The organism is Marilutibacter chinensis (assembly GCF_021725675.1).
In the GTDB taxonomy this organism is placed as follows: domain Bacteria; phylum Pseudomonadota; class Gammaproteobacteria; order Xanthomonadales; family Xanthomonadaceae; genus Marilutibacter; species Marilutibacter chinensis.
Genome location: NZ_JAKJPO010000016.1, coordinates 21287 through 42111, shown reverse-complemented (window position 1 = coordinate 42111; position 20825 = coordinate 21287). Strand labels below are relative to the sequence as shown.

Sequence of the window (20825 nt, the reverse complement as noted above, 5' to 3'; positions counted from 1 at the left end):
ACTAGAGTCTTTGCTCGGCCGCGCTCCGCGGCCATGTCCCACCACCGAGGGAGTTTCCATGGGTTTTCTGCAAGGCAAGCGCGCCCTGATCACCGGCATCGCCAGCCAGCGTTCGATCGCCAGCGGCATCGCCGAGGCCATGCACCGCGAGGGTGCCGAACTGGCCTTCACCTACCAGAACGACAAGCTCAGGTCGCGCGTCGAGGCCGCGGCAGCCGAAGCCGGCAGCGATATCGTGCTGCCTCTGGACGTGACCGACGACGGACAGATCGAGGCCTGTTTCGGCGAACTGGGCAAACGCTGGGACAGCCTGGACATCGTCGTCCACGCGATCGCGTTCGCGCCGCGCGAGGCGATCGCCGGCCAGTACCTGGACGGCCTGACCCGCGAGAACTTCGCCCTTGCCCACGACATCTCGGCGTATTCGCTGTCGGCGCTGGCCAGGGCCGCGCGACCGTTGATGCAGGGCCGCAACGGGGCGATCCTCACCCTCAGCTACCTCGGCGCCGAACGCGCACTCGCCGGCTACAACCTGATGGGCGTCGCCAAGGCCAGCCTCGAGGCCAGCGTCCGCTATCTCGCCTACAACCTCGGCCCCGAGGGCATCCGCGTCAACGCGATCTCGGCCGGCCCGATCAAGACCCTCGCCGCGTCCGGCATCGCCGGCTTCCGCAAGATCCTCGGCCACGTCGAGGAAAACGCGCCGCTGCGCCGCACCGTGACCATCGAGGACGTGGGCAACGCCGCCGCGTTCCTGTGCTCGGACCTGGCATCGGGCATCACCGGAGAGATCACCTACGTCGACGCGGGCTACAACATCCTCGGCATGACCGGGATCGGCGACGGCGGCGAGTGATCCGGCCGCGCCCGGCATCTTTGCGGATGCGGGACAGGCGAAGGAATCAACGATCCGGTCGCTGAAACAGGAAGGCCCGGCAAGCGCCGGGCCTTCGTCGTTTCCGGCTCCGGATGGAACTGCCGCAACCGGAGCGTGTCGTGGCAGTCGCCGCAGGCGCAGGCTTAGAGGTTCTCCTCGAACACCGCCACCTGCATCTGCTTGCGCAACGCAGCGGTATACGCCTTGACGTCGTCGACGCCGGCGACCTGGCGCAGCTGCTCCTGCAACATCTCGCGCTCGGCGTCGCTGATCGTCGCGGTGTCGCCCGGGAGGACCTTGTCGACGGTGAACAGCACCGCGCCACCGCCCGGAAGCACCGCCATTCCCGGCGTCGGGGCGCCTTCCTTCGGCGGCTCGGCGGCGAACATCGCCTGGTTGACCACGATGTCCGGCATCGGCATGCCGCGCATCACGCCCGGCATCGGCTGAGGTTCCGGCAGCGACTTCGATTCGGCGATCGCCTGCAAGGTCTCTCCTTCCTTCATCCGCGCGAGCAGCGCCTCGGCCTCGGCCTTCGCCGCCTGCCGCGCGCGATCGGCACGGATCGCGGCGACGACTTCGTCGCGGACCTGGTCGAGCGGACGTGCGCGCTCGGGCTGGTGGGAGGCGACCCGGATCAGCACGTGGTGGCCCGGCTCAAGCTCGATCGGATCGCTGATGGTCCCGTCCTGGATGCGCGCCTCGTCGAAGGCGGCGCGCTTCACCGCCGGGTTGGCCATGATGCCGTCGCTGCTGTCGCGGCCGACCGGACCGAGTTTCTGCACGGCCAGGCTGGCCTCGGCGGCGACGCCGTCGAGGTTGTTCGGGTTCTTGTAGACCTGGTCGACGACGCGGGTCATCAGGTCGTTGACTGCACGCTCGCGGTCGGTCTCGGCCTGCTCGCGGGCCAGCGCGTCGCGCACCTGCTCGAACGGTTCGACCTCTCCGCTCCTGATCTCGCGCAGCTGGATCACGTGCCAGCCGAAGTCGGTCTTGACCGGGTCGCTGACGCCCGGTTCTCCCATCGCGAACAGGGTTTCCTCGAACGGCTCGACCATCATGCCCTTGCCGACCCACCCCAGGTCGCCGCCATTGCCCTTGGAGCCGATGTCGTCGCTGTTTTCCGCGGCCAACGCGGCGAAATCCGCACCTGCCGCGCGCGCCTTCGCGGCCAGGGCCACGGCCTTCTCCTGCGCGGCCTTCTGCGCCGCCTCGTCGGCGTCGGGTGCGACCTCGACCAGGATGTGCGAGGCCAGGCGCTCCTCCGGGGTCACGAACTTGGCCTTCTCGTCCTCGTAGCGCGCGCGCAGGGTGGCCTCGTCGGCCGGAGCCGGCGGCGGCAGCTCGGAGGCCCTGACCTCGACATACTCCAGCGAGACCGTCTCCGGCGCCCGGAAGTCCGCGCCGTGCGATTCGTACCACGCCTTGATCGCTTCATCGCCGACCGGCGCCTCGTCCTGCGCCGGGGGCGGCAGGAACAGCATGTGCGCATCGCGTCGCTCGCCGATCAGCCTGATCAGACGCTCCATCTCCGACGGAGTGACGAAGCTGCTGCCGCCAAGGGCGACCGGCACCAGCGTCTGCTGCAGGCCCTCGCGGATGGTCTGCTCGAACGCCTTCGGCGACTGCGCCGGGACCTGCGAAGCCAGCGCGAGCTGGTAGCGCTCGGCGTTGAACTTGCCATCGACCTGGAACGCCGGGATGTCCTGGATGGTCTGGCGGACCAGCGCGTCGCTGACGGCGATCCCCGCGCTCTGCGAGGCGAGCCCCTGCACGCGCTGGTCGATCAGCGCCTCCAGCACCAGCCGCTTGTTGTCGAGGCTCTCGAACTCGCGCGGATCGAAGGCGTCGCCCTGCTGCGCGCGGGTCTGCTGGCGGACCTGCTCGAAGCGGGTGCGGAAGTCGCCGACGGTGACTTCCTCCTGCCGCCACAGCATCGAAGCCGGCCACCACGACGGCGCGGACGGCCACCAAGTCGGCGGCGCTTCGACCCGTGCCACGGTGTCGTTGGTGTTCTGCACCAGATACTGGTCGATGCCGAACAGGCCCAGCGGCACGATCAGGATGGCGAGGACGATGGTGCCCAGCAGGCCGGAAGATTTCTCGCGGAGTTTCTGCAGCATGTTCGGGGATGCGTCGATGCGGAAGCCGCACAGTCTACCGCGCTTCGGGATTCGCGGCGCCCTGCCGCCGCGGGCGTACCGCGTCGCCGGACCGGCGGCGCGTTCCGTGCCCCGGAAGGCCGCCAGAAGGAGACCATCAAAAAGAAACGGCACCCCGGATGCTTCCGGGATGCCGTTGAAAAGTGGCGGAGCGGACGGGACTCGAACCCGCGACCTCCGGCGTGACAGGCCAGCATTCTAACCAGCTGAACTACCGCTCCGCGTCTTTGATCGATTGTCGCGACCCCGGAGGGTCGTGTCTCCGGCCTCCTGCCATGCGGCATGGAAATCCGGGACTCTCACTTAATGACGAAGGCGCCCGACGGGCGCCCTCTGTGTGTTACTGGCGGAGCGGACGGGACTCGAACCCGCGACCTCCGGCGTGACAGGCCAGCATTCTAACCAGCTGAACTACCGCTCCGCACTACTGAAACCCAAACTGCTTCATCACACCTTGGCGCTACCGACATCGGAGTCGTCGACATCAGTGGCGGGATGCTGGTGGGTGCTGAGGGTTTCGAACCCCCGACCCTCTCCTTGTAAGGGAGACGCTCTACCACTGAGCTAAGCACCCGGCGTGTCCTTCGGCGCCGATCGGGATGCGGTCTGGACCGCGACCCGACCAGTGCCGCCGGCCGAGCTCGTTAGTTTACTGCATCCTTCAGCGCCTTGCCAGCCTTGAATGCAGGATTCTTCGAGGCCTTGATCTTGATGGTCTCGCCGGTCTTCGGGTTACGGCCCTGACGGGCGGCGCGCTTACGGACCTGGAAGGTGCCGAAGCCGACCAGGGTCACGGTGTCGCCCTTCTTGAGCGCCTTGGTGATCACGCTGACAAACGCATCGACTGCACCCGCTGCATCGGTCTTGGACAGATCGGCCGCTTCAGCGACAGCCTCGATAAGCTCAGCCTTGTTCATTCGTTTTGACTCCCTTTGCGGTCATGGCCGCCTTGTTCTGAAAACCGGAGAAGCTCGACTCCCGACCTCATTGCCAGGAATCGACACCGGTCGATTTGACCACGCACCGCAGCGCACTTACACGGGCAGGCTTGCGACAGCGCGAGGTTGCGCTCGTTATACCAGTGGGTGCCGAGCCCAGCAAGCCTGAAAGCTAGCTCTGACGCGGGTTTCAGCGTTTGCCGGACGATTCTGACGAACGGGCCGACTCAGTGCTTGACACCGGCGCGCGATGCGTCCTCATCCTGGCCACGCACCGGCAGCTCGCCCTGCCCGGACACCGGCGCCGGCGACACGGGCCGCTCCAGCGCGATCTCGAGCACTTCGTCGATCCACTTCACCGGCTTGATGTCCAGCCCCTGGGTCACGGACTTCGGCAGGTCGACGAGATCCTTGCGGTTCTCCTCCGGGATGACCACCGTGCGGATGCCGCCGCGCAACGCCGCCAGCAGCTTCTCCTTCAAACCGCCGATCGGCAGCACGCGGCCGCGCAGGGTGATCTCGCCGGTCATCGCCACATCGGCCTTCACCGGATTGCGGGTCAGCATCGACACCAGCGAGGTCGCCATCGCGATGCCGGCGCTGGGACCGTCCTTCGGCGTCGCACCCTCGGGCACGTGCACGTGGACGTCGTGCTTCTGCAGGAAGTCCAGGTCGATCCCGAGCCGCTCGGTGCGCGCGCGCACGACCGAGAGCGCCGCCGACGCCGATTCCTTCATCACGTCGCCAAGATGGCCGGTCAGCAGCAGCTGGCCCTTGCCCGGCACCAGGGTCGATTCGATCTGCAGCAGGTCGCCACCGACCTCGGTCCAGGCAAGGCCGGTGACCAGGCCGATCTCGTTCTGTTCCTCGGCGCGACCGAAGTCGTAGCGACGCACGCCCAGGTACTTGTCCAGGTTCTTCGGGCTCACGGTGAGCGCGCTCTTCTTCGCCTTCGGGCCGGCCAGTGCGATCTCCTTGACCACCTTGCGGCAGATCTTCGCGATCTCGCGTTCGAGGCTGCGCACACCCGATTCGCGCGTGTAGTAGCGCACGATGTCGCGCACCGCGGCCTCGCCTACCTTCAGCTCGCCTTCGTGCAGACCGTTGGCCTTGATCTGCTTCGGCAGCAGGTAACGCATCGCGATGTTGAGCTTCTCCTCCTCGGTGTAGCCGGGGATGCGGATCACCTCCATGCGGTCGAGCAGCGGACCGGGGATGTTCAGCGAGTTGGAGGTCGCGACGAACATCACCTCCGACAGGTCGAGATCGACCTCCAGGTAGTGATCGTTGAAGGAATTGTTCTGCTCGGGATCGAGCACCTCCAGCAGCGCCGAGGACGGGTCGCCGCGGAAGTCCATCGACATCTTGTCGATCTCGTCGAGCATGAACAGCGGGTTCCGGGTGCCGGCCTTGTTGAGGTTCTGCACGATCCGGCCCGGCATCGAGCCCACGTAGGTGCGGCGATGCCCGCGGATCTCGGCCTCGTCGCGCACGCCGCCCAGCGACATCCGCACGAACTTGCGATTGGTCGCCTTGGCGATGCTCTGGCCGAGCGAGGTCTTGCCGACGCCCGGCGGACCGACCAGGCACAGGATCGGCCCCTTCATCTGCTTCACGCGGGTCTGCACCGCAAGATATTCGAGGATCCGGTCCTTGACCTTTTCCAGCCCGAAGTGATCGGCATCAAGGACGTCCTGCGCGGCCCTGAGATCCTTGCGCACCTTGCTGCGCTTCTTCCACGGCACGCCCAGCAGCCAGTCCAGGTAGTTGCGCACCACCGCGGCCTCGGCCGACATCGGCGACATCTGCTTGAGCTTGTTGAGCTCGTTCTTCGCCTTTGTCTCGACCGGCTTGGGCATCCCGGCTTCGGCGATCTTGCGGGTCAGCTCCTCGACGTCGTTGGGCGCATCGTCGATCTCGCCGAGCTCCTTCTGGATCGCCTTCATCTGCTCGTTGAGGTAGTACTCGCGCTGGCTCTTCTCCATCTGCGACTTGACCCGGCCACGGATGCGCTTCTCCAGCTGCTGCACGTCGATCTCGCCGTCGACGAGGCCGACCAGCTGCTCCAGCCGCTCGCCGATGCCATGGGTTTCCAGCAGTTTCTGCTTGTCGCTCAGGCGCACCCCCAGATGGGCGGCGATGGTGTCAGCAAGGCGCCCGGGCTCGTCGATGCCGGACAGGGTCTGGATCAGCTCCGGCGGCAGCTTGCGGTTGGTCTTCACGTACTGCTCGAACAGGCCCATCAGCGAACGGCTGATCGCCTCGAGTTCGCGCGGATCGCGGTCGAGTACCGGCGCCACCACTTCGGCGCGGCCCGACAGCAGGCCGTCGCGCTCCTCGACCTGGTCGACGTTCACCCGCGACACGCCTTCGACCAGCACCTTGATCGTGCCGTCGGGCAGCTTCAGCAGCTGCAGCACCTGCGCCAGCGTGCCGGTCGCGTACAGGTCGTCGGCGCCCGGGTCGTCGGTCTCGGCGGATTTCTGTGCGACCAGCAGGATGCGCTTGTCGGCCTCCATCGCCACGTCCAGAGCCCGGATCGACTTGTCGCGGCCGACGAACAGCGGAATGACCATGTGCGGAAAGACGACGACGTCGCGCAGCGGCAGCACGGGCAGATCCAGCGGCGCGCGACCGGGGTCGAAGTCGGGAGCGGTGCTGAGGGGGGAGTCGGTCATGATGTCTCCGGAACTGGGGAAAGGCCCGGACAAACCCGTGGTGGGTTTGCCGGACGTCGCAGGGCTGGTCAAGCCCGGCCTCGCTCCCGCCGGACCGGGCGCCTGCGCACCTGGTCCGTGAGCCGCTTTCCGCGGCGCATGGAGCCTTGGTTGGGAGCCACGGCTCGTAGGGGCGAACGGCCCTTTGGCACGGTTATGGGGGCCGGCGCGGACAGATGCAAGCAGATGTTTGGCCCGCATCGCGCACATGTCGCGCATCCCCAGCCAAATCAGCCACTTGCAAATGAAAACGCCGCCTGTTTCCAGGCGGCGTCGACGGATGCGGGAGCGCCGTGGCCTAGTCGGCCGCGGCGACCTTCGGCGAGGCCGGGGGGGTCTGGTAGATCAGGTACGGTTCGGACTTGTGCTCGATGACCGACTCGTCGACGACCACCTTGCTGACATTCTCCAGCGACGGCAGATCGTACATCGTGTCCAGCAGCACCGACTCGACGATCGTGCGCAGGCCGCGGGCGCCGGTCTTGCGCTTGAGCGCCTTGCGGGCGATCGCCGTCAACGCATCGGGCCGGAACTCCAGTTCCACGCCTTCCATCTCGAACAGCTTGCGGAACTGCTTGGTGATCGCGTTCTTCGGCTCGGTCAGGATCTTGACCAGGGCCGGCTCGTCCAGTTCCTCCAGGGTCGCCACCACCGGCAGGCGGCCGACGAACTCGGGGATCAGGCCGAACTTGATCAGGTCCTCGGGCTCGACGTCGGCGAGGACCTTGCCGATCTCGACCTTGCGCTGGGTGCTCTTCACCTTCGCGCCGAAGCCGATGCCGCCGGCCTCGGTGCTGCGCTGCTGGATGATCTTGTCCAGTCCGGCGAACGCGCCGCCGACGATGAACAGGATGTTGCGGGTGTCGACCTGCAGGAACTCCTGCTGCGGATGCTTGCGGCCACCCTGCGGCGGCACGCTGGCGATCGTGCCCTCGATCAGCTTCAGCAGCGCCTGCTGCACGCCCTCGCCGGACACGTCGCGGGTGATCGACGGGTTGTCGCTCTTGCGCGAGATCTTGTCGATCTCGTCGATGTAGACGATGCCCTGCTGCGCCTTGTCGACGTCGTAGTCGCACTTCTGCAGCAGCTTCTGGATGATGTTCTCGACGTCCTCGCCGACGTAGCCGGCCTCGGTCAGGGTCGTCGCGTCGGCCATCGTGAACGGCACGTTGAGCATCCGCGCCAGGGTCTCGGCCAGCAGGGTCTTGCCCGAACCGGTCGGACCGACCAGCAGGATGTTCGACTTGGCCAGCTCGACGTCGTCGTTGCGCTGGCGGCTCTCGATCCGCTTGTAGTGGTTGTAGACGGCGACGGCGAGGGTCTTCTTCGCCCGCTGCTGGCCGATCACGTACTGATCGAGGACCTCGAGGATCTCCTTCGGCTTGGGCAGGTGGCTGCGCGCCGACTGCGCCTTCTCCTCGAGCTCCTCGCGGATGATGTCGTTGCACAGCTCCACGCATTCGTCGCAGATGAACACGCTGGGACCCGCGATCAGCTTGCGGACCTCGTGCTGGCTCTTCCCGCAGAACGAACAGTAGAGGATCTTGTTGCTGTCTGTGGGGGGTCGGCCCTGTCGGTCGTCGCTCATGCTCTTGCCCAAATGTTGCGTGTGCCGTGAACCGCCTCCGGCCCCACCGGGGCCACGGATGCGATCCGAGAATAGCACAGCGATCCGGCCCGGCAGCCGGGTCGGATCGATTGCCTAAAAGTGTGTGGAATCAAAAACTTACAGCCCTGAACTTCGTCCGCGGCTCAGCCCGCCTGGATCGACTCGTCCGGACGGCGCTCGAGCACCTGATCGACCAGACCGTACTCGCGGGCGGCTTCGGCGCCCTTGAAGTTGTCGCGCTCGGTATCGTGGGCGATCGTTTCCAGCGCCTGCCCGGTGTGCTTGGACAGGATCTCGTTCAGACGCTGGCGCATGCCCAGGATCTCGCGGGCATGGATGTCGATGTCGGTCGCCTGCCCCTGGAAGCCGCCGAGCGGCTGGTGGATCATCACCCGCGAGTTCGGCAGCGCGTAGCGCTTGCCCTTGGCGCCCGCCGCCAGCAGCAGCGCGCCCATCGACGCGGCCTGGCCGACGCAGATCGTGCTCACGTCGGGCTTGATGTACTGCATGGTGTCGTAGATCGCCATGCCGGCAGTCACTATCCCGCCCGGGGAGTTGATGTAGAAGCTGATGTCCTTCTCTGGGTTCTCCGCCTCCAGGAACAGCATCTGCGCGACGATCACGTTGGCCACGTGGTCATCCACCCCGCCGACCAGGAAGATCACCCGCTCCTTCAGAAGCCGCGAATAGATGTCGTACGCGCGCTCGCCGCGGCTGGTCTGTTCGACCACCATCGGCACCAGGTTGAGGGCTTGGATTCGGTTGTCCATCAGTACGGCACCTGTAAAGCTGTGTGGGGTGATGCGTCCAAAGTTGGGGCCAATCGCGACGCGACGCAAGAGGCAGTCGCGTTCGCACTCAGGCAACCGACTCGCGACGTGGCTGCCGGGTCCCAGAACGGCAACGGCCGGCCCGGCGCTGGCGCCGGCCATGCCCCTCGTCGACGCCCGGGCGGACTCGTGGAACCCGGATGCCCGCCGTCGACGGATCCGCTTACTGGCGGATGGCTTCGCTGAAGCTCAGCGCCTGCTCGGTGTGCTGGGCCCGCTCGGCGATCCAGTCGATCACCTGCTCCTCCATCACCCGTGCCTGCAGCCCGCTCATCAGCTGCGCATCGTTGCGGTACAGCTCGATCACCTGCTGCGGTTCCTCGTAGGTCGAGGCGATCAGCCGCAGGGTCTCGTTGACCCGGGCCGGGTCCAGCTTCAGCTCGTTGCGGCGGGCGACCTCGCCCACGATCAGGCCGACCAGCACGCGCTTGCGCGCCGGCTCGATGAAGCCCAGATGCGCATCGGCCGGGATCTCGCCGATCTTGCGGCCCTGCCGGCGCGCCTGCTCGGCTGCCTGGCGGGCCATCTCGCGGGCTTCGTTCTCGACCAGCCGGGGCGGCATCTCGACGCTGGAGTACACGGCGATCAGCTGCTCGCCGACTTCGCGGCGCAGGCGGGTCATCAAAGCGCCCTTGAGCTCGCGCTCCAGGTTGGTGCGGATGTCGGCGCGGAACTGCTCGGCTTCGCCGCTCTTGACCCCGAAGCTCCTGATGAAGTCGGCGTCGACCTCCGGCAGCACCGGCTCGGATACCTTGACCGCCTTCAGGTGCACGTCGACCTTCTTGCCGGCGAACGCCGGCAGGCGCCAGTCGGCCGGGAACTCGACCTCGACCTGCTTCTCCTCGCCGGCCTTGAGGCCGACCAGGGCGGTCTCGATCGCCGGGAACATCGCGCCGGAGCCGATCACCGTGGTGCCGCGCTCCACGCCTTCGGCCGGGACACGCTGGTCGCCGGCCTGCGACCAGGTCTCGACCTCGACCGCGTCGCCTTCAGCCGCGGCGCGCTCGACGGGATTCCAGCTGCGGCGCTGCAGCCGCAGGTTCTCGATCATCGCGTCGATGTCGGCCTCGGCGACCTCGGCGGTGTGGCGGATCACGTTCAGCTTCTCGACGTCGATGTCGCCGAAATCCGGCACCACCTCGAAGGTGGCCACATAGGCCAGGTCTTCACCGCCCTCGACCGGCTCGATGCTCGGATTGCCGGCGATGTGCAGCGACTGTTCGCGCACTGCGTTGCGGAAGCCTTCACGCAGCATGCCGTCGAGGATCTCGGCGCGCACCTGCTGGCCGAAGCGCTGCTCGATCACCTTGGCCGGCACCTTGCCGGGGCGGAAACCCTTGATCTTGGCGCCGCGGGCGATCTCGCGCAGGCGTCCACCCACCTGGGCCTCCAGCCGGTCGGCCGGGAGACTGAAGGTCATGCGGCGCTCGAGGTTACCGACGGATTCAACCGAAACTTGCATATCCACTCCTGCTACCGGGGCAGGCCGCCGCGGCACGATGTTGTTTGAGGCTGTCCATGATGCCGCCGGCACCCGTGCAGGTGCGGGCGGCGGAACGGACTATTTTCGCCGATCGGGCGGCCGGTTGCCAGCGGGTCGCCTGCAGACGGCTCCCCGGACGGCGAACGGCCCTCGGGAGGAGCGGTTTGGCGGGGGTTGCCAGTGGGTCTACGTGAAGAGCCCGGGGCTCCGTGCCCTCGGACGAAGCACCCGGGCGGCCGGTCTGCCTTGCATGCACGTGGTGCGAAAGGGGGGACTCGAACCCCCACGCCTTGCGGCACTGGAACCTAAATCCAGGGCGTCTACCAATTCCGCCACTTTCGCGATGCGCTCGTCGACCGGCAGCGCCCCGGCGACACCCGCTCATTCTAGGGCCAGTCGCCCCGCAGCGACGAATTCAGGGCAACAGCCGAAGCCTCGACGCCGACCCGGCAGGTACGCGGCTTCGCGTCAGGCAGCCCGACAAACAAAAAGCACCCGGCTTGCGCCGGGTGCCTTTCGGATTTGGTGGGCCGTCAAGGATTCGAACCTTGGACCTATTGATTAAGAGTCAACTGCTCTACCAACTGAGCTAACGGCCCAAATCTGAGGAGCGGAATGATAGCAGACCCGCTCGCTTTGGCAAACACCCGGCTCCGGAAAATCCGCAGGCCGGGATGAAGTGGGGTGGCTGAGGGGATTCGAACCCCCGACCACTGGAATCACAATCCAGTACTCTAACCAACTGAGCTACAGCCACCACTGAAAAAACCGGGAGGGGGCATCGCAAAGAGTACGTCGGCAACGACACTTTCCGCTCTTTTCCGATCCCTTCCCTCTTCACTGCTTCTTGGCGCGCCCGGCAGGACTCGAACCTGCAACCACCGGCTTAGAAGGCCGGTGCTCTATCCGGTTGAGCTACGGGCGCGTGGTCCGCAATCTTAACCGGCATTGGCAGGTCGTTGGTCGGGGCAGAGGGATTCGAACCCCCGACCCTCTGCTCCCAAAGCAGATGCGCTACCAGACTGCGCTATGCCCCGAAGCCGGGCCTTCCGATGCGCGCCAACGCCGCGAAAGGTCGGACATTTTGGGCGCGCCCCCGGCTGCTGTCAACGCGCGCGCGCGGCCGGGACGATCCGCGCGTGGAACGCCGCCATCGCACCATTGCTCCGGCGTCGGCATCCGGGTGCCGTACAGGTGCCCGGGCTTCGCCCGGAACATGGCCCGAACCGGCCCGCGGTCCGGCCCCGCAAGCTGACCGCCAGCTGAGTTGCGGCTCGGGCGGTGTATCCTCGCGGTCAGGATCCATCTGCTGGCCGGGGTCACCGCCGCCCCGGCCCCAATCAGCGAGTCACGTTCAAGGAGCACGCATGCGCAGCGGCAACCCGGCACTGAAGGAATCCACTTTTCTCGATCTCGCCAGCGGCACCGTCGTCCGCAATCCCGGCGAGGCAATGACCCTGAACGGCACCGTCAACAAGACCGGCGTGCTCCTGCTGTTGTGCGTGATCACCGCGGCCTTCGCGTGGAGCCAGGTGGAGTTCACCGCAGACGGCCCGGTCGGCGCCGGCCCCTACATGTGGGGCGGCGCGATTGGCGGCCTGGTGCTGGCGCTGGTGACCGTGTTCAAGAAGGAATGGGCGCCGGTGACCGCACCGCTGTACGCGATCGTCGAAGGTTTCTTCCTCGGCGCGATCTCGGCGATGTACAACCATTTCTACGAGGGCATCGTGATGCAGGCGGTGCTGCTGACCTTCGGCACCCTGTTCGCGCTGCTGTTCGCCTATCGATCGGGCCTGATCAAGGCGACCGAGAACTTCAAGCTCGGCATCGTCGCCGCCACCGGCGGCATCTTCCTGGTCTACCTGGCGAGCATGGTGCTGGGCATGTTCGGCATCCAGATCCCGCTGATCCATGAATCGGGCATCGTCGGCATCGGCTTCAGCCTGTTCGTGGTGGTGATCGCGGCGCTGAACCTGGTGCTGGACTTCGACTTCATCGAGAGCGGCGTCGAACACGGCGCGCCGAAATACATGGAGTGGTATGGCGCGTTCGGCCTGCTGGTCACCCTGGTCTGGCTGTACATCGAGTTCCTGCGCCTGCTGGCCAAGCTGCAGTCGCGCGACTGACGCGCTCGCGGACCGGAAAAAACGGAAGGGGCGCCGATCGGCGCCCCTTCCTCATTGTGCCGCCCCGCCCTGCCCGGCCGGCGCCGCTTCCGCAGGACTTCGCTGCCGCGAAGGCCAGAGCATGAACACGATCGCGGCGGCCGCGAGCAGCCAGCAGTAGTAGACCTTGCCGGCGATCAGCAACGGCGACAGCCCGGCCAGCGAGCCGGCCAGCAGGATCTGCGCGCCGTAGGGCAATACGCCCTGCATCACGCAGGAGAAGATGTCGAGCAGACTGGCGCTGCGCCGGCCGCTGATGCCGTGATGCACGGCGATGTCGCGGGCCAGGCTGCCGCTGATCAGGATCGCCACCGTATTGTTCGCGGTCAGCGCGTCGCTGCCGGCCGCGAGCGCGGCGATGCTGGCCTCGCCGGCGCGACGGCCCTTGTGCCCGCGCGCAAATCGCGCAATCGCCTGCGCCAGCCAGTCCAGACCGCCACAGGCCTTGATCAGCGCGGCCAACCCGCCGATCAGCAGGGCCAGCAGGGTGATCTCGATCATGCCCTCGAAACCGGTGTAGATGTCGCTGGCGAAGCTGACCGCGTCGTAGCCGGCACCCGCCACCACGCCGAGCACCCCGGCCATCACCAGGCCGACGCCGAGCACGAGCACCACGTTGACTCCGGCCAGGGCCAGGGCCAGCACCAGCAGGTATGGCAGCACCAGCCAACGGCTGACCGGATCGTCCGGCGGCAGTACCGGCGCGACATCGCCCATCGCGCCGAGCAGCACCAGGGTGACCACCGCGGCCGGCAGCGCGATCTTCAGGTTCTCGCGGAACTTGTCGTGCATCCGGCACCCCTGGCTGCGGGTCGCGGCGATCGTGGTGTCGGAGATGATCGACAGGTTGTCGCCGAACATCGCTCCGCCGACGACCGCGCCGAGTACCAGGCCGGCGTCCAGGCCGGCTGCGTCGGAGATGCCCAGCGCGACCGGCACCACTGCCGCGATCGTGCCCATCGAAGTGCCGATCGCCAGCGAGATGAAGCCCGCGACGAGGAACAGCCCGGGCAGGATCAGCGAGGCCGGCAGCGCGCCGAGACCGAGCGCGACCACCGCATCCACCGCGCCGACGGCCTTGGTCACCGTCGCGAACGCGCCGGCGAGCAGGAACACAAGGCACATCAGCATCACGTTCGGATGGCCCATTCCGGCCAGCACGGTGTCCAGCGGCGCGATCCCGCGCCGCCACGCCAGCCATGCGCCCAGCGCCAGCGCCGGCAGCACCGCCACCGGCGCGCGCAACTGGTAGAAACCCATCGCCTCGCCATGGCTGGTGAAATAGATGCCGGCACCGAAGAACAGCAGCAGGAACAGCAGCAGCGGCGTCAGCGCGACCGCGCTGGGGCGCACGGGCGGCGGCACGGCAGCGGCGCCATCCTTTTTCATCTTTCCATCCGAATGAAGGAATAAACCGGGTCATTCTGGAGCACGGACCGGATGGTGTCGAGATCGGCCGGTGGAACGGTGAGGCGCGCGATCCGGACGTTTCCCTCGGGTCCGCCGGCATCCCGCCCGGAAACGTCCACACGAAAAAGGGCGCCTGAAGGCGCCCCGTTCGCGGTCCGGACCGGCCGGATCAGACCCGGCTGGCGATCGCCCTGGCGAACGACATCGTGTCGCCGCTGCCGCCCAGATCCGGGGTCAGCGAGTCCCCGGCCTCGAGCGTGGCGACGATCGCCTCGCGCAGCTTCGTCGCCTTCTCCGGCATGCCGAGGTGGTCGAGCATCTGCGCCGCGCCCAGCAGCAGCGCGCAGGGATTGGCCTTGCCCTGGCCGGCGATGTCCGGCGCGGTGCCGTGCACGGCTTCGAAGATCGCCGCGTCGGAACCGATGTTGGCGCCCGGCGCGAGGCCGAGGCCGCCGACCAGACCGGCGCAGAGGTCGGAGATGATGTCGCCGAACAGGTTGGTGGTGACGATCACATCGAACTTCTCCGGCTGCATCACCAGCTTCATGCAGCAGGCGTCGACGATCATCTCCTCGCACTCGATCTCGGGATACTCCTCGGCGACCTTGCGCGCGGTCCTCAGGAACAGGCCCGAGGTCGACTTCAGGATGTTCGCCTTGTGCACCACGGTGACCTTCCTGCGCCCGGTCTTGCGGGCCAGGTCGAAGGCATAGCGGACGATGCGTTCGGAGCCGCGACGGGTCACCTTCTGGGTCAGTACCGCGGTCTCGCCGTCGGCGGACAGCTCCTGGCCTTCGCCGATGTACGCGCCTTCGGTGTTCTCGCGCACGGTGATCAGGTCGACGCCGCTGGGAAACCGCGACCTGGTGTTCGGGAAGCTCTTGGCCGGGCGCACGTTCGCATAAAGATCGAAGCGCTTGCGCAACTCGACGTTGATCGAGGAAAACCCTTCACCGACCGGTGTGGTCAGCGGGCTCTTCAGCGCTACGCGGTTCCTGCGGATCGAATCCAGGGTCGCCTGCGGCAGCAGTTCGCCGTGCTTTTCCAGTGCGACCAGGCCGGCGTCGGCCTCCTCGTACTGCAGGCCAAGCTGCATCGCGTCGAGCACGTGCAGGGTGGCGTCCATGATCTCCGGGCCGATGCCATCGCCACGGATGACCGTGACGGTCTGTTTAACCGCTGTAGTCTGCGTCATAGGGGATCTTCCAGCTTTGGGGCGCCTGGCAGGGGGAGATGCGGCGCCGAATGGTGAACCGCGCAATTATGCCTGAGGCGCGGTCTCTTTTCAGATGCAACCATCGTCCGATCCCACCGCGCAAGCGCCTGCGGGCGGGGCCCAACCGAAACCGGGCGCCGCACCAGACCGCCGCAGACCGGCCCGCGGCAGGCTCGTGCAGAGGGGGAAAACCCACGCAAGCCGGGGCGGGCGACGTGGCTCAGGTGTGGTCGTGATCGGGCTTGACCGCCGTCGCGGCTTCTCCCCCGTCTCCCGGCCGTTCGAGTTCAAGCTGGTCCAGGAACGCGACTGCGCGGCGCATGTGCGGAATCACGATCGACCCGCCGACCACCAGGCCGACCGAGAACGCCTCGAACATCTCCTCGCGGTTCACCCCGGCCCCGCGGCACTGGGCGACGTGATAGCTGATGCAGTCGTCGCAACGCAGCACCAGCGACGCGACCAGGCCGAGCAGCTCCTTGGTCTTCACGTCCAGCGCCCCGGCCTGGTAGGTCTGGGTGTCCAGCGCGAAGAATCGACGCACGACCTGGTTGGGTTCGGCGAGGATGCGCTCGTTCATGCGCTTGCGGAACGCGGTGAACTCGGCAATGCGGTCGGTGTCGTCGTTGCTCATGTGTGTCCGTTCTGGAGAGGAATTGCGGCGATGCGGCCGCCACTGGCGGGCGACCTCCGCGGGCCTGCGCGGCGGCGTGCAGGCGGCCCGTCTCAGCCCTCGAGCAACGGATCGAGTCCGCCGGCCCGGTGCAGCGCGATCATGTCGTCGTAACCGCCGACGTGGGTATCGCCGATGAATATCTGCGGCACGCTGGTGCGCCGGGCGCGTTCGATCATGCGCTCGCGCTCGGTCGGGTCGAGGTCGATCCGCACCTCCTTCCACTGCTGCCCCCTGCTCCTGAGGAAATTCTTGGCCGCCACGCAGTACGGGCAGATGGCCGAGGTGTAGAGGGTGATCTCGGGACCGGTGCGGTCGCTGGGGGCGTTCAAGTGCGGACTCCTGTGGAAACTCGTGACGCTTGTCGTGGTCAAACCATGCCGACGCGGAAAATATGGGCCCCCGGGGCTCCTTTTTCCAGCCGGTCCGGCACGCCGATGGATGGAACGCTGCGTGGCAGACTGGCGACGGCCGTGCGGCGAGGGCGCCGCTCCGGTTACCGCCGGTTCATGCCTTCGTCGCCGGGTCGGCCCATGCTCGGGAAGCGCCCATCGTTCATCGTCCTTGCTTCGCTCCGCCATCGCCCCCAACGCAGAGACACGTCCTTGCCCCGCCTCGCTCCCCTCGCCGCCGCCGTCACCCTGTCCCTGGCCTTCGCATGCACGCCCGCGCACGACGCACATGCGCAGGAGTCGCGGCTGCCGGACATCGGCTCGTCCGCCGGCGAGCTGCTCAGTCCGGTGCAGCAGGAACAGTACGGCGCGATGATGCTGGCCCAGCTGCGGCACTACGAGTACGTGCTCGAGGACCCGCTGATCGACAGCTGGCTGCAAAGCATGGGCAACCGCCTGGCCGCGCACAGCGACCGCCCGGACCAGCCGTTCACCTTCTTCATGATGCGCGACCGCCAGATCAACGCCTTCGCCACACTGGGCGGCTACATCGGCGTCAACGCAGGGCTGGTGCTGGCCGGCGAGCGGGAGGACGAAGTGGCCGGCGTGCTTGCCCACGAGATCGCCCACGTCACCCAGTACCACGTGCTGCGCGGGGTCGAGCGCGCCCAGCGCGACCAGATCCCGATCCTGCTGGCAATGCTCGGCGCGCTGGTCGCAGCCCAGGCCGCTGGCGGCAACTCCGCCGACGACGCCGCGCAGGCGGCGATGGCCGGCGCGATGGGGCTGATGCAACAGCGGCAGATCGACTACACCCGTTCGAACGAGCAGGAGGCCGACCGCATCGGCATCCAGACGCTCGCTCGCAGCGACTACGACCCGGTCGCGATGGCGGACTTTTTTGCGACGATGCAGGCAAAATCAAGGACGAACGCGGCTGGTTACTACGATTTTCCTGACTATCTGCGTACCCATCCGGTGACCACGATGCGAATCACCGAGGCCAAGCAGCGCGCCGAGCAGCTGCGCCGCGCCAGCGGCGCCGGCTCGGTGTGCGTACGCGACCCGGACGGCCCCGACGAATGCCGCGAGGACCCGGTCGGTCAGCCCCGCTACGACACCGGCACCACGCTGAACCCGTTGCTGCCGCAGAACCTCAAGCCCGATCTGGCCACGACCGCGGCGGCGGGCGGCAGCGGGCAATTCGACTTCGCCCGCGAGCGGCTTCGGGTATTCAGTGCCCGCACGCCGGCCGAGGCCCTGCGCGAGTACGACGGTATCGCCGGCAGCCGCGCCCTGAGCGAGCCCCAGCAGTACGGGCGGGCGATCGCCCTGCTGCAGGCGAGCAAGCCCGGCGAAGCCGCTCAGGTGCTGTCCGCCCTGCTCGCCAGACGTCCCGGCGACACCTGGGTCACGCTGGCGCTCGCCGAGGCCGAGGCCCGCAGCGGCAAGCGCGCGTCCGCCGACGACCGCTTCGAGGCGCTGCTGCGGCGCGCGCCCAACGACCGCGCGGTCGCGCTCACCTACGCCCGCACGCTGGCCGAGCGCGATACCCGCGAAGCCGGGCAGCGCGCCCAGGCCATACTGCGGCCGCTGCTGGCGCGTTCCGGCGAAGACCCCGAGTTCCAGCAGGTGTTCGCACGTGCGTGCGAGATTGCCGGCGACCTGGTCCGCGCCGGCGAGGCCTATGCCGAGGCGGCTTACCTGAACGGGCGCCCTGAACTCGCCCTGGTGCGCCTGGAAAACCTCAAGAAGCGGGACGATCTGGACTACTACGCCCGCGCCAGGATCGATTCGCGGATCGCCGCGATCACCCCGACCGTGCTCGAGCTGCGAAGGCAGGGCATCCGTGACGAGGATCTGCGGCGATATTGAGGCCCGGGCGGGCAGAACAGCCCGCAGGAGCGCCAGTCCGGGTCGGCCGCACCGCGGCAGAGCGCGATGTCATGCGACAGTCATAAAACCGTAGTCTACTGATGCCGCTTCGGAGGCCCGGCGGTTCGGGCCCGGCGGTGCACTTTGGACGCACCGCTCACGGGAGCGCGGCACGGGTCCCGCGTCCGCGTCGCCCCCGGACGAAGCCGGAAACCGGTCCCGGCCGGAGTCCGTCGGCTCGGGAAGCCGCCAGGCCGGCGCGCCCGAGATGGCTCGCATCGACCCCCACTGGTGACCGCGTGCAGAAGCGCATCCTGATCGTAGAAGACGAACCCGCCATTCGAGACATGGTCTCCTTTGCCCTGCGCAAGGGGGAATACGAGCCGGTCCACGCCGGCGATGCCCGCGAAGCGCAGTCCGCCATCGCCGATCGCGTGCCCGACCTGATCCTGCTCGACTGGATGCTGCCCGGCACCAGCGGCCTGGAACTGGCCCGGCGCTGGCGCAAGGAATCGCTGACCCGCGAGATCCCGATCATCATGCTGACCGCCCGCGGCGAAGAAAACGATCGCGTCGGCGGCCTGGAGGCCGGCGTCGACGACTACGTGGTCAAACCGTTCTCGGCGCGCGAGCTGCTGGCGCGGATCCGCGCGGTGCTGCGGCGTTCGCGCGACGACGACGAGGACGGCAGCGTGACGGTCGGCAATCTGCGCATCGACGGCGCCGCCCACCGGCTGTTCGCGGGCGACCAGCCGGTCCAGATCGGCCCGACCGAGTACCGGCTGCTGCACTTCTTCATGACCCATCCCGAGCGGGTGTACTCGCGCACCCAGCTGCTCGATCATGTCTGGGGCGGCAGCGTCTACGTCGAGGAGCGCACCGTGGACGTGCACATCCGGCGTCTGCGCAAGACCCTCGAGCCGCACGGTCTCGACGGCATGGTGCAGACCGTGCGCGGCTCCGGATACCGGTTCTCGGCCTCGGTCGAAGCCTGAGCCCGAGAGCCCGCAGGCGCGGCGCAAGCCGCGACGGGGCTTTGCGCGGACACCCGACCGCGGTCCACGCCGCTTCTACCGAAAGCCCCGCGCCGGACCGACAACAACTAGACTTGCCCCATGCCTCCCCGCGCACGCTCCGCCTGGTTCCGCACTCTCGGTCTGCTGGTCCTGCTGCTGGCCTCGGCCACCGTGGTCGGCCTGCTGCTCGGGTACCCGTTCCAGGTGCTGACCGCGACTGCGCTGGGCATCGTCGCGTGGCACTACTGGCGGCTGCGCAAGGTGCTGACCCGGCTGACCGCCCGCCAGCGGCTGGGCCCTTCGAACGGCAAGGGCGTCTGGAACGAACTCGACCGGCTGCTGTACCGCGGCCAGGCGGAGATGCGCGGCCGCAAGCGGCGGTTGATGGAGATGCTGCGCGCCTACCGCGCCGCCGCCACCGCCATGCCCGACGCGATCGTCGTGGTCGAGCGCAACAGCCAGCGCATCCAGTGGTTCAACGAGTCCGGCACCCGCCTGCTCGGCCTGCGCTATCCCGACGACATCGGCACTTCCCTGGTGCAGCGGCTGCAGCCGTTGCCGCTGGCCCACTGGATGGCCGCGGGCCGCAATGCCGAAGCGCTGGAGACGATGTCGCCGCTCAATCCAGCCGTCACCCTCAGCCTGCGCCTGATCCCGTATTCGGAAAACCTGTGGCTGCTGGTGGCGCGCGACGTCAGCCGTCTGCTGCAGCTGGAACAGATGCGCCGCGACTTCGTCGCCAACGTTTCCCATGAGCTGCGCACGCCACTGACGGTGATCCATGGCTACCTCGACATGCTCGACCCGGAGGAACAGCCGGACTGGGCGCCGATGCTGGCCGAGATGCAACGACAGTCGCAGCGCATGACCCAGCTGGTCGAGGACCTGCTGACGCTGTCGCGACTGGAGTCGCAGGACCGGCTGCAGGGCGAGGAAGTCGTGTCGATGGCCTCGATGCTCAACACCCTGCGCCGCGAGGCCATGGCGCTGAGCCAGGGCCGCCACAACATCGAAGTCGACGACGCGGTCGATCTCGACCTGTACGGCTCCAGCAAGGAGCTGCACAGCGCGTTCTCGAACCTGGTCAGCAACGCGGTGCGCTACACCCCGGTCGGCGGCCGCATCGAGATCGCGCTGCGCGCCGACGATCACGGCGGCGCGGTGCTGCAGGTTTCCGACAGCGGCTACGGCATCCCTGCCAGCCACCTGCCGCGCATCACCGAGCGCTTCTACCGCGTCTCCACCAGCCGTTCGCGCGAGAGCGGTGGCACCGGGCTCGGCCTGGCGATCGTCAAGCACGTGCTGAACCTGCACGAGGCCACGCTCGAGATCTCCAGCGAGGTCGGCCGGGGCAGCGTGTTCGCCTGCCGCTTCGGCCCCTCCCGCGTGCGGCGGCGCGACGGCACCCCTGACGCGGCGAAATCCGACAGCACCGCGTCGGCCTGTTGACGGCCGGCCCGCC

15 protein-coding genes and 8 tRNA genes are annotated in these 20825 nt (G+C 67.6%); 5 read left to right on the top strand and 18 right to left on the bottom strand.

All coding sequences use genetic code 11. The annotated features are described in order from the left end of the window. Positions 1-58 precede the first annotated feature (58 nt). Positions 59-856 (top strand): enoyl-ACP reductase FabI, encoded by a 798-nt coding sequence (locus L3V18_RS16900; RefSeq protein WP_237056484.1) that lies wholly within the window; start codon positions 59-61, stop codon positions 854-856. Positions 857-1020: 164 nt separating this feature from the next. Here the strand turns inward: L3V18_RS16900 and L3V18_RS16895 are convergent, their stop codons facing one another. The 14 genes from L3V18_RS16895 to L3V18_RS16830 form a co-directional block, all read right to left on the bottom strand. After that, the gene (locus L3V18_RS16895; protein ID WP_237056482.1) at positions 1021-3000 is read right to left on the bottom strand and encodes a peptidyl-prolyl cis-trans isomerase; all 1980 of its coding nucleotides are present in this window, start codon (positions 2998-3000) and stop codon (positions 1021-1023) included. A 183-nt stretch (positions 3001-3183) separates the two neighbouring features. Further along, a tRNA-Asp gene (locus tag L3V18_RS16890) sits at positions 3184-3260 on the bottom strand. Positions 3261-3383: 123 nt separating this feature from the next. After that, positions 3384-3460, bottom strand: a tRNA-Asp gene (locus tag L3V18_RS16885). 78 nt (positions 3461-3538) lie between these two features. Further along, positions 3539-3613 (bottom strand) — tRNA-Val (locus L3V18_RS16880). 70 nt (positions 3614-3683) lie between these two features. Beyond that, positions 3684-3956: an HU family DNA-binding protein gene (locus tag L3V18_RS16875; RefSeq protein WP_237056479.1), complete on the bottom strand. Its 273-nt coding sequence runs from the start codon at positions 3954-3956 to the stop codon at positions 3684-3686. Between the two features lie 248 nt (positions 3957-4204). Then, the gene (lon, locus tag L3V18_RS16870) at positions 4205-6655 is read right to left on the bottom strand and encodes an endopeptidase La (protein ID WP_237056478.1); all 2451 of its coding nucleotides are present in this window, start codon (positions 6653-6655) and stop codon (positions 4205-4207) included. Positions 6656-6992: 337 nt separating this feature from the next. Then, entirely contained in the window at positions 6993-8282 is a 1290-nt protein-coding gene (gene clpX, locus L3V18_RS16865; protein ID WP_237056476.1) for an ATP-dependent Clp protease ATP-binding subunit ClpX, read from the bottom strand. Between the two features lie 164 nt (positions 8283-8446). Further along, positions 8447-9073 carry an ATP-dependent Clp endopeptidase proteolytic subunit ClpP gene (gene clpP, locus L3V18_RS16860; protein WP_237056474.1) on the bottom strand — a complete coding sequence of 209 codons (627 nt, stop codon included), beginning with the start codon at positions 9071-9073 and terminating at the stop codon, positions 8447-8449. 223 nt (positions 9074-9296) lie between these two features. After that, positions 9297-10595 carry a trigger factor gene (tig, locus tag L3V18_RS16855; protein ID WP_237056473.1) on the bottom strand — a complete coding sequence of 433 codons (1299 nt, stop codon included), beginning with the start codon at positions 10593-10595 and terminating at the stop codon, positions 9297-9299. A gap of 278 nt (positions 10596-10873) precedes the next feature. Next, positions 10874-10958 (bottom strand) — tRNA-Leu (locus tag L3V18_RS16850). 181 nt (positions 10959-11139) lie between these two features. Beyond that, positions 11140-11215, bottom strand: a tRNA-Lys gene (locus L3V18_RS16845). An 81-nt stretch (positions 11216-11296) separates the two neighbouring features. Then, a tRNA-His gene (locus L3V18_RS16840) sits at positions 11297-11373 on the bottom strand. 91 nt (positions 11374-11464) lie between these two features. Next, positions 11465-11541, bottom strand: a tRNA-Arg gene (locus L3V18_RS16835). Positions 11542-11576: 35 nt separating this feature from the next. Further along, positions 11577-11653: transfer RNA gene (locus L3V18_RS16830), tRNA-Pro, on the bottom strand. Positions 11654-11983: 330 nt separating this feature from the next. Here L3V18_RS16830 and L3V18_RS16825 point away from each other — a divergent pair. Next, the gene (locus L3V18_RS16825; protein WP_237056471.1) at positions 11984-12742 is read left to right on the top strand and encodes a Bax inhibitor-1/YccA family protein; all 759 of its coding nucleotides are present in this window, start codon (positions 11984-11986) and stop codon (positions 12740-12742) included. A 51-nt stretch (positions 12743-12793) separates the two neighbouring features. On the opposite strand, the gene L3V18_RS16820 is transcribed toward L3V18_RS16825, so the two are convergent. The 4 genes from L3V18_RS16820 to grxC form a co-directional block, all read right to left on the bottom strand. Next, positions 12794-14170: a Na+/H+ antiporter NhaC family protein gene (locus L3V18_RS16820; protein WP_237056469.1), complete on the bottom strand. Its 1377-nt coding sequence runs from the start codon at positions 14168-14170 to the stop codon at positions 12794-12796. A gap of 190 nt (positions 14171-14360) precedes the next feature. Next, the gene (locus tag L3V18_RS16815; protein ID WP_237056467.1) at positions 14361-15386 is read right to left on the bottom strand and encodes an isocitrate dehydrogenase; all 1026 of its coding nucleotides are present in this window, start codon (positions 15384-15386) and stop codon (positions 14361-14363) included. 241 nt (positions 15387-15627) lie between these two features. Further along, the gene (locus L3V18_RS16810) at positions 15628-16041 is read right to left on the bottom strand and encodes a carboxymuconolactone decarboxylase family protein (protein ID WP_237056466.1); all 414 of its coding nucleotides are present in this window, start codon (positions 16039-16041) and stop codon (positions 15628-15630) included. A gap of 92 nt (positions 16042-16133) precedes the next feature. Continuing rightward, on the bottom strand, positions 16134-16412 hold the full coding sequence (grxC, locus tag L3V18_RS16805) for a glutaredoxin 3 (RefSeq protein ID WP_237056464.1): 279 nt from the start codon (positions 16410-16412) through the stop codon (positions 16134-16136). Between the two features lie 273 nt (positions 16413-16685). On the opposite strand from grxC, the gene L3V18_RS16800 reads away from it, so the two are divergent. From L3V18_RS16800 to phoR, 3 genes are all read left to right on the top strand, one after another. Next, a complete protein-coding gene (locus tag L3V18_RS16800; protein ID WP_237056463.1) occupies positions 16686-18347 on the top strand; it encodes a M48 family metalloprotease in 1662 nt (553 codons plus the stop codon). Between the two features lie 299 nt (positions 18348-18646). After that, positions 18647-19342, top strand: coding sequence for a phosphate regulon transcriptional regulator PhoB (gene phoB, locus L3V18_RS16795; protein ID WP_237056461.1), 696 nt, complete (start codon positions 18647-18649; stop codon positions 19340-19342). A 120-nt stretch (positions 19343-19462) separates the two neighbouring features. Then, the gene (gene phoR, locus L3V18_RS16790; protein ID WP_237056458.1) at positions 19463-20812 is read left to right on the top strand and encodes a phosphate regulon sensor histidine kinase PhoR; all 1350 of its coding nucleotides are present in this window, start codon (positions 19463-19465) and stop codon (positions 20810-20812) included. Positions 20813-20825: the final 13 nt, after the last annotated feature.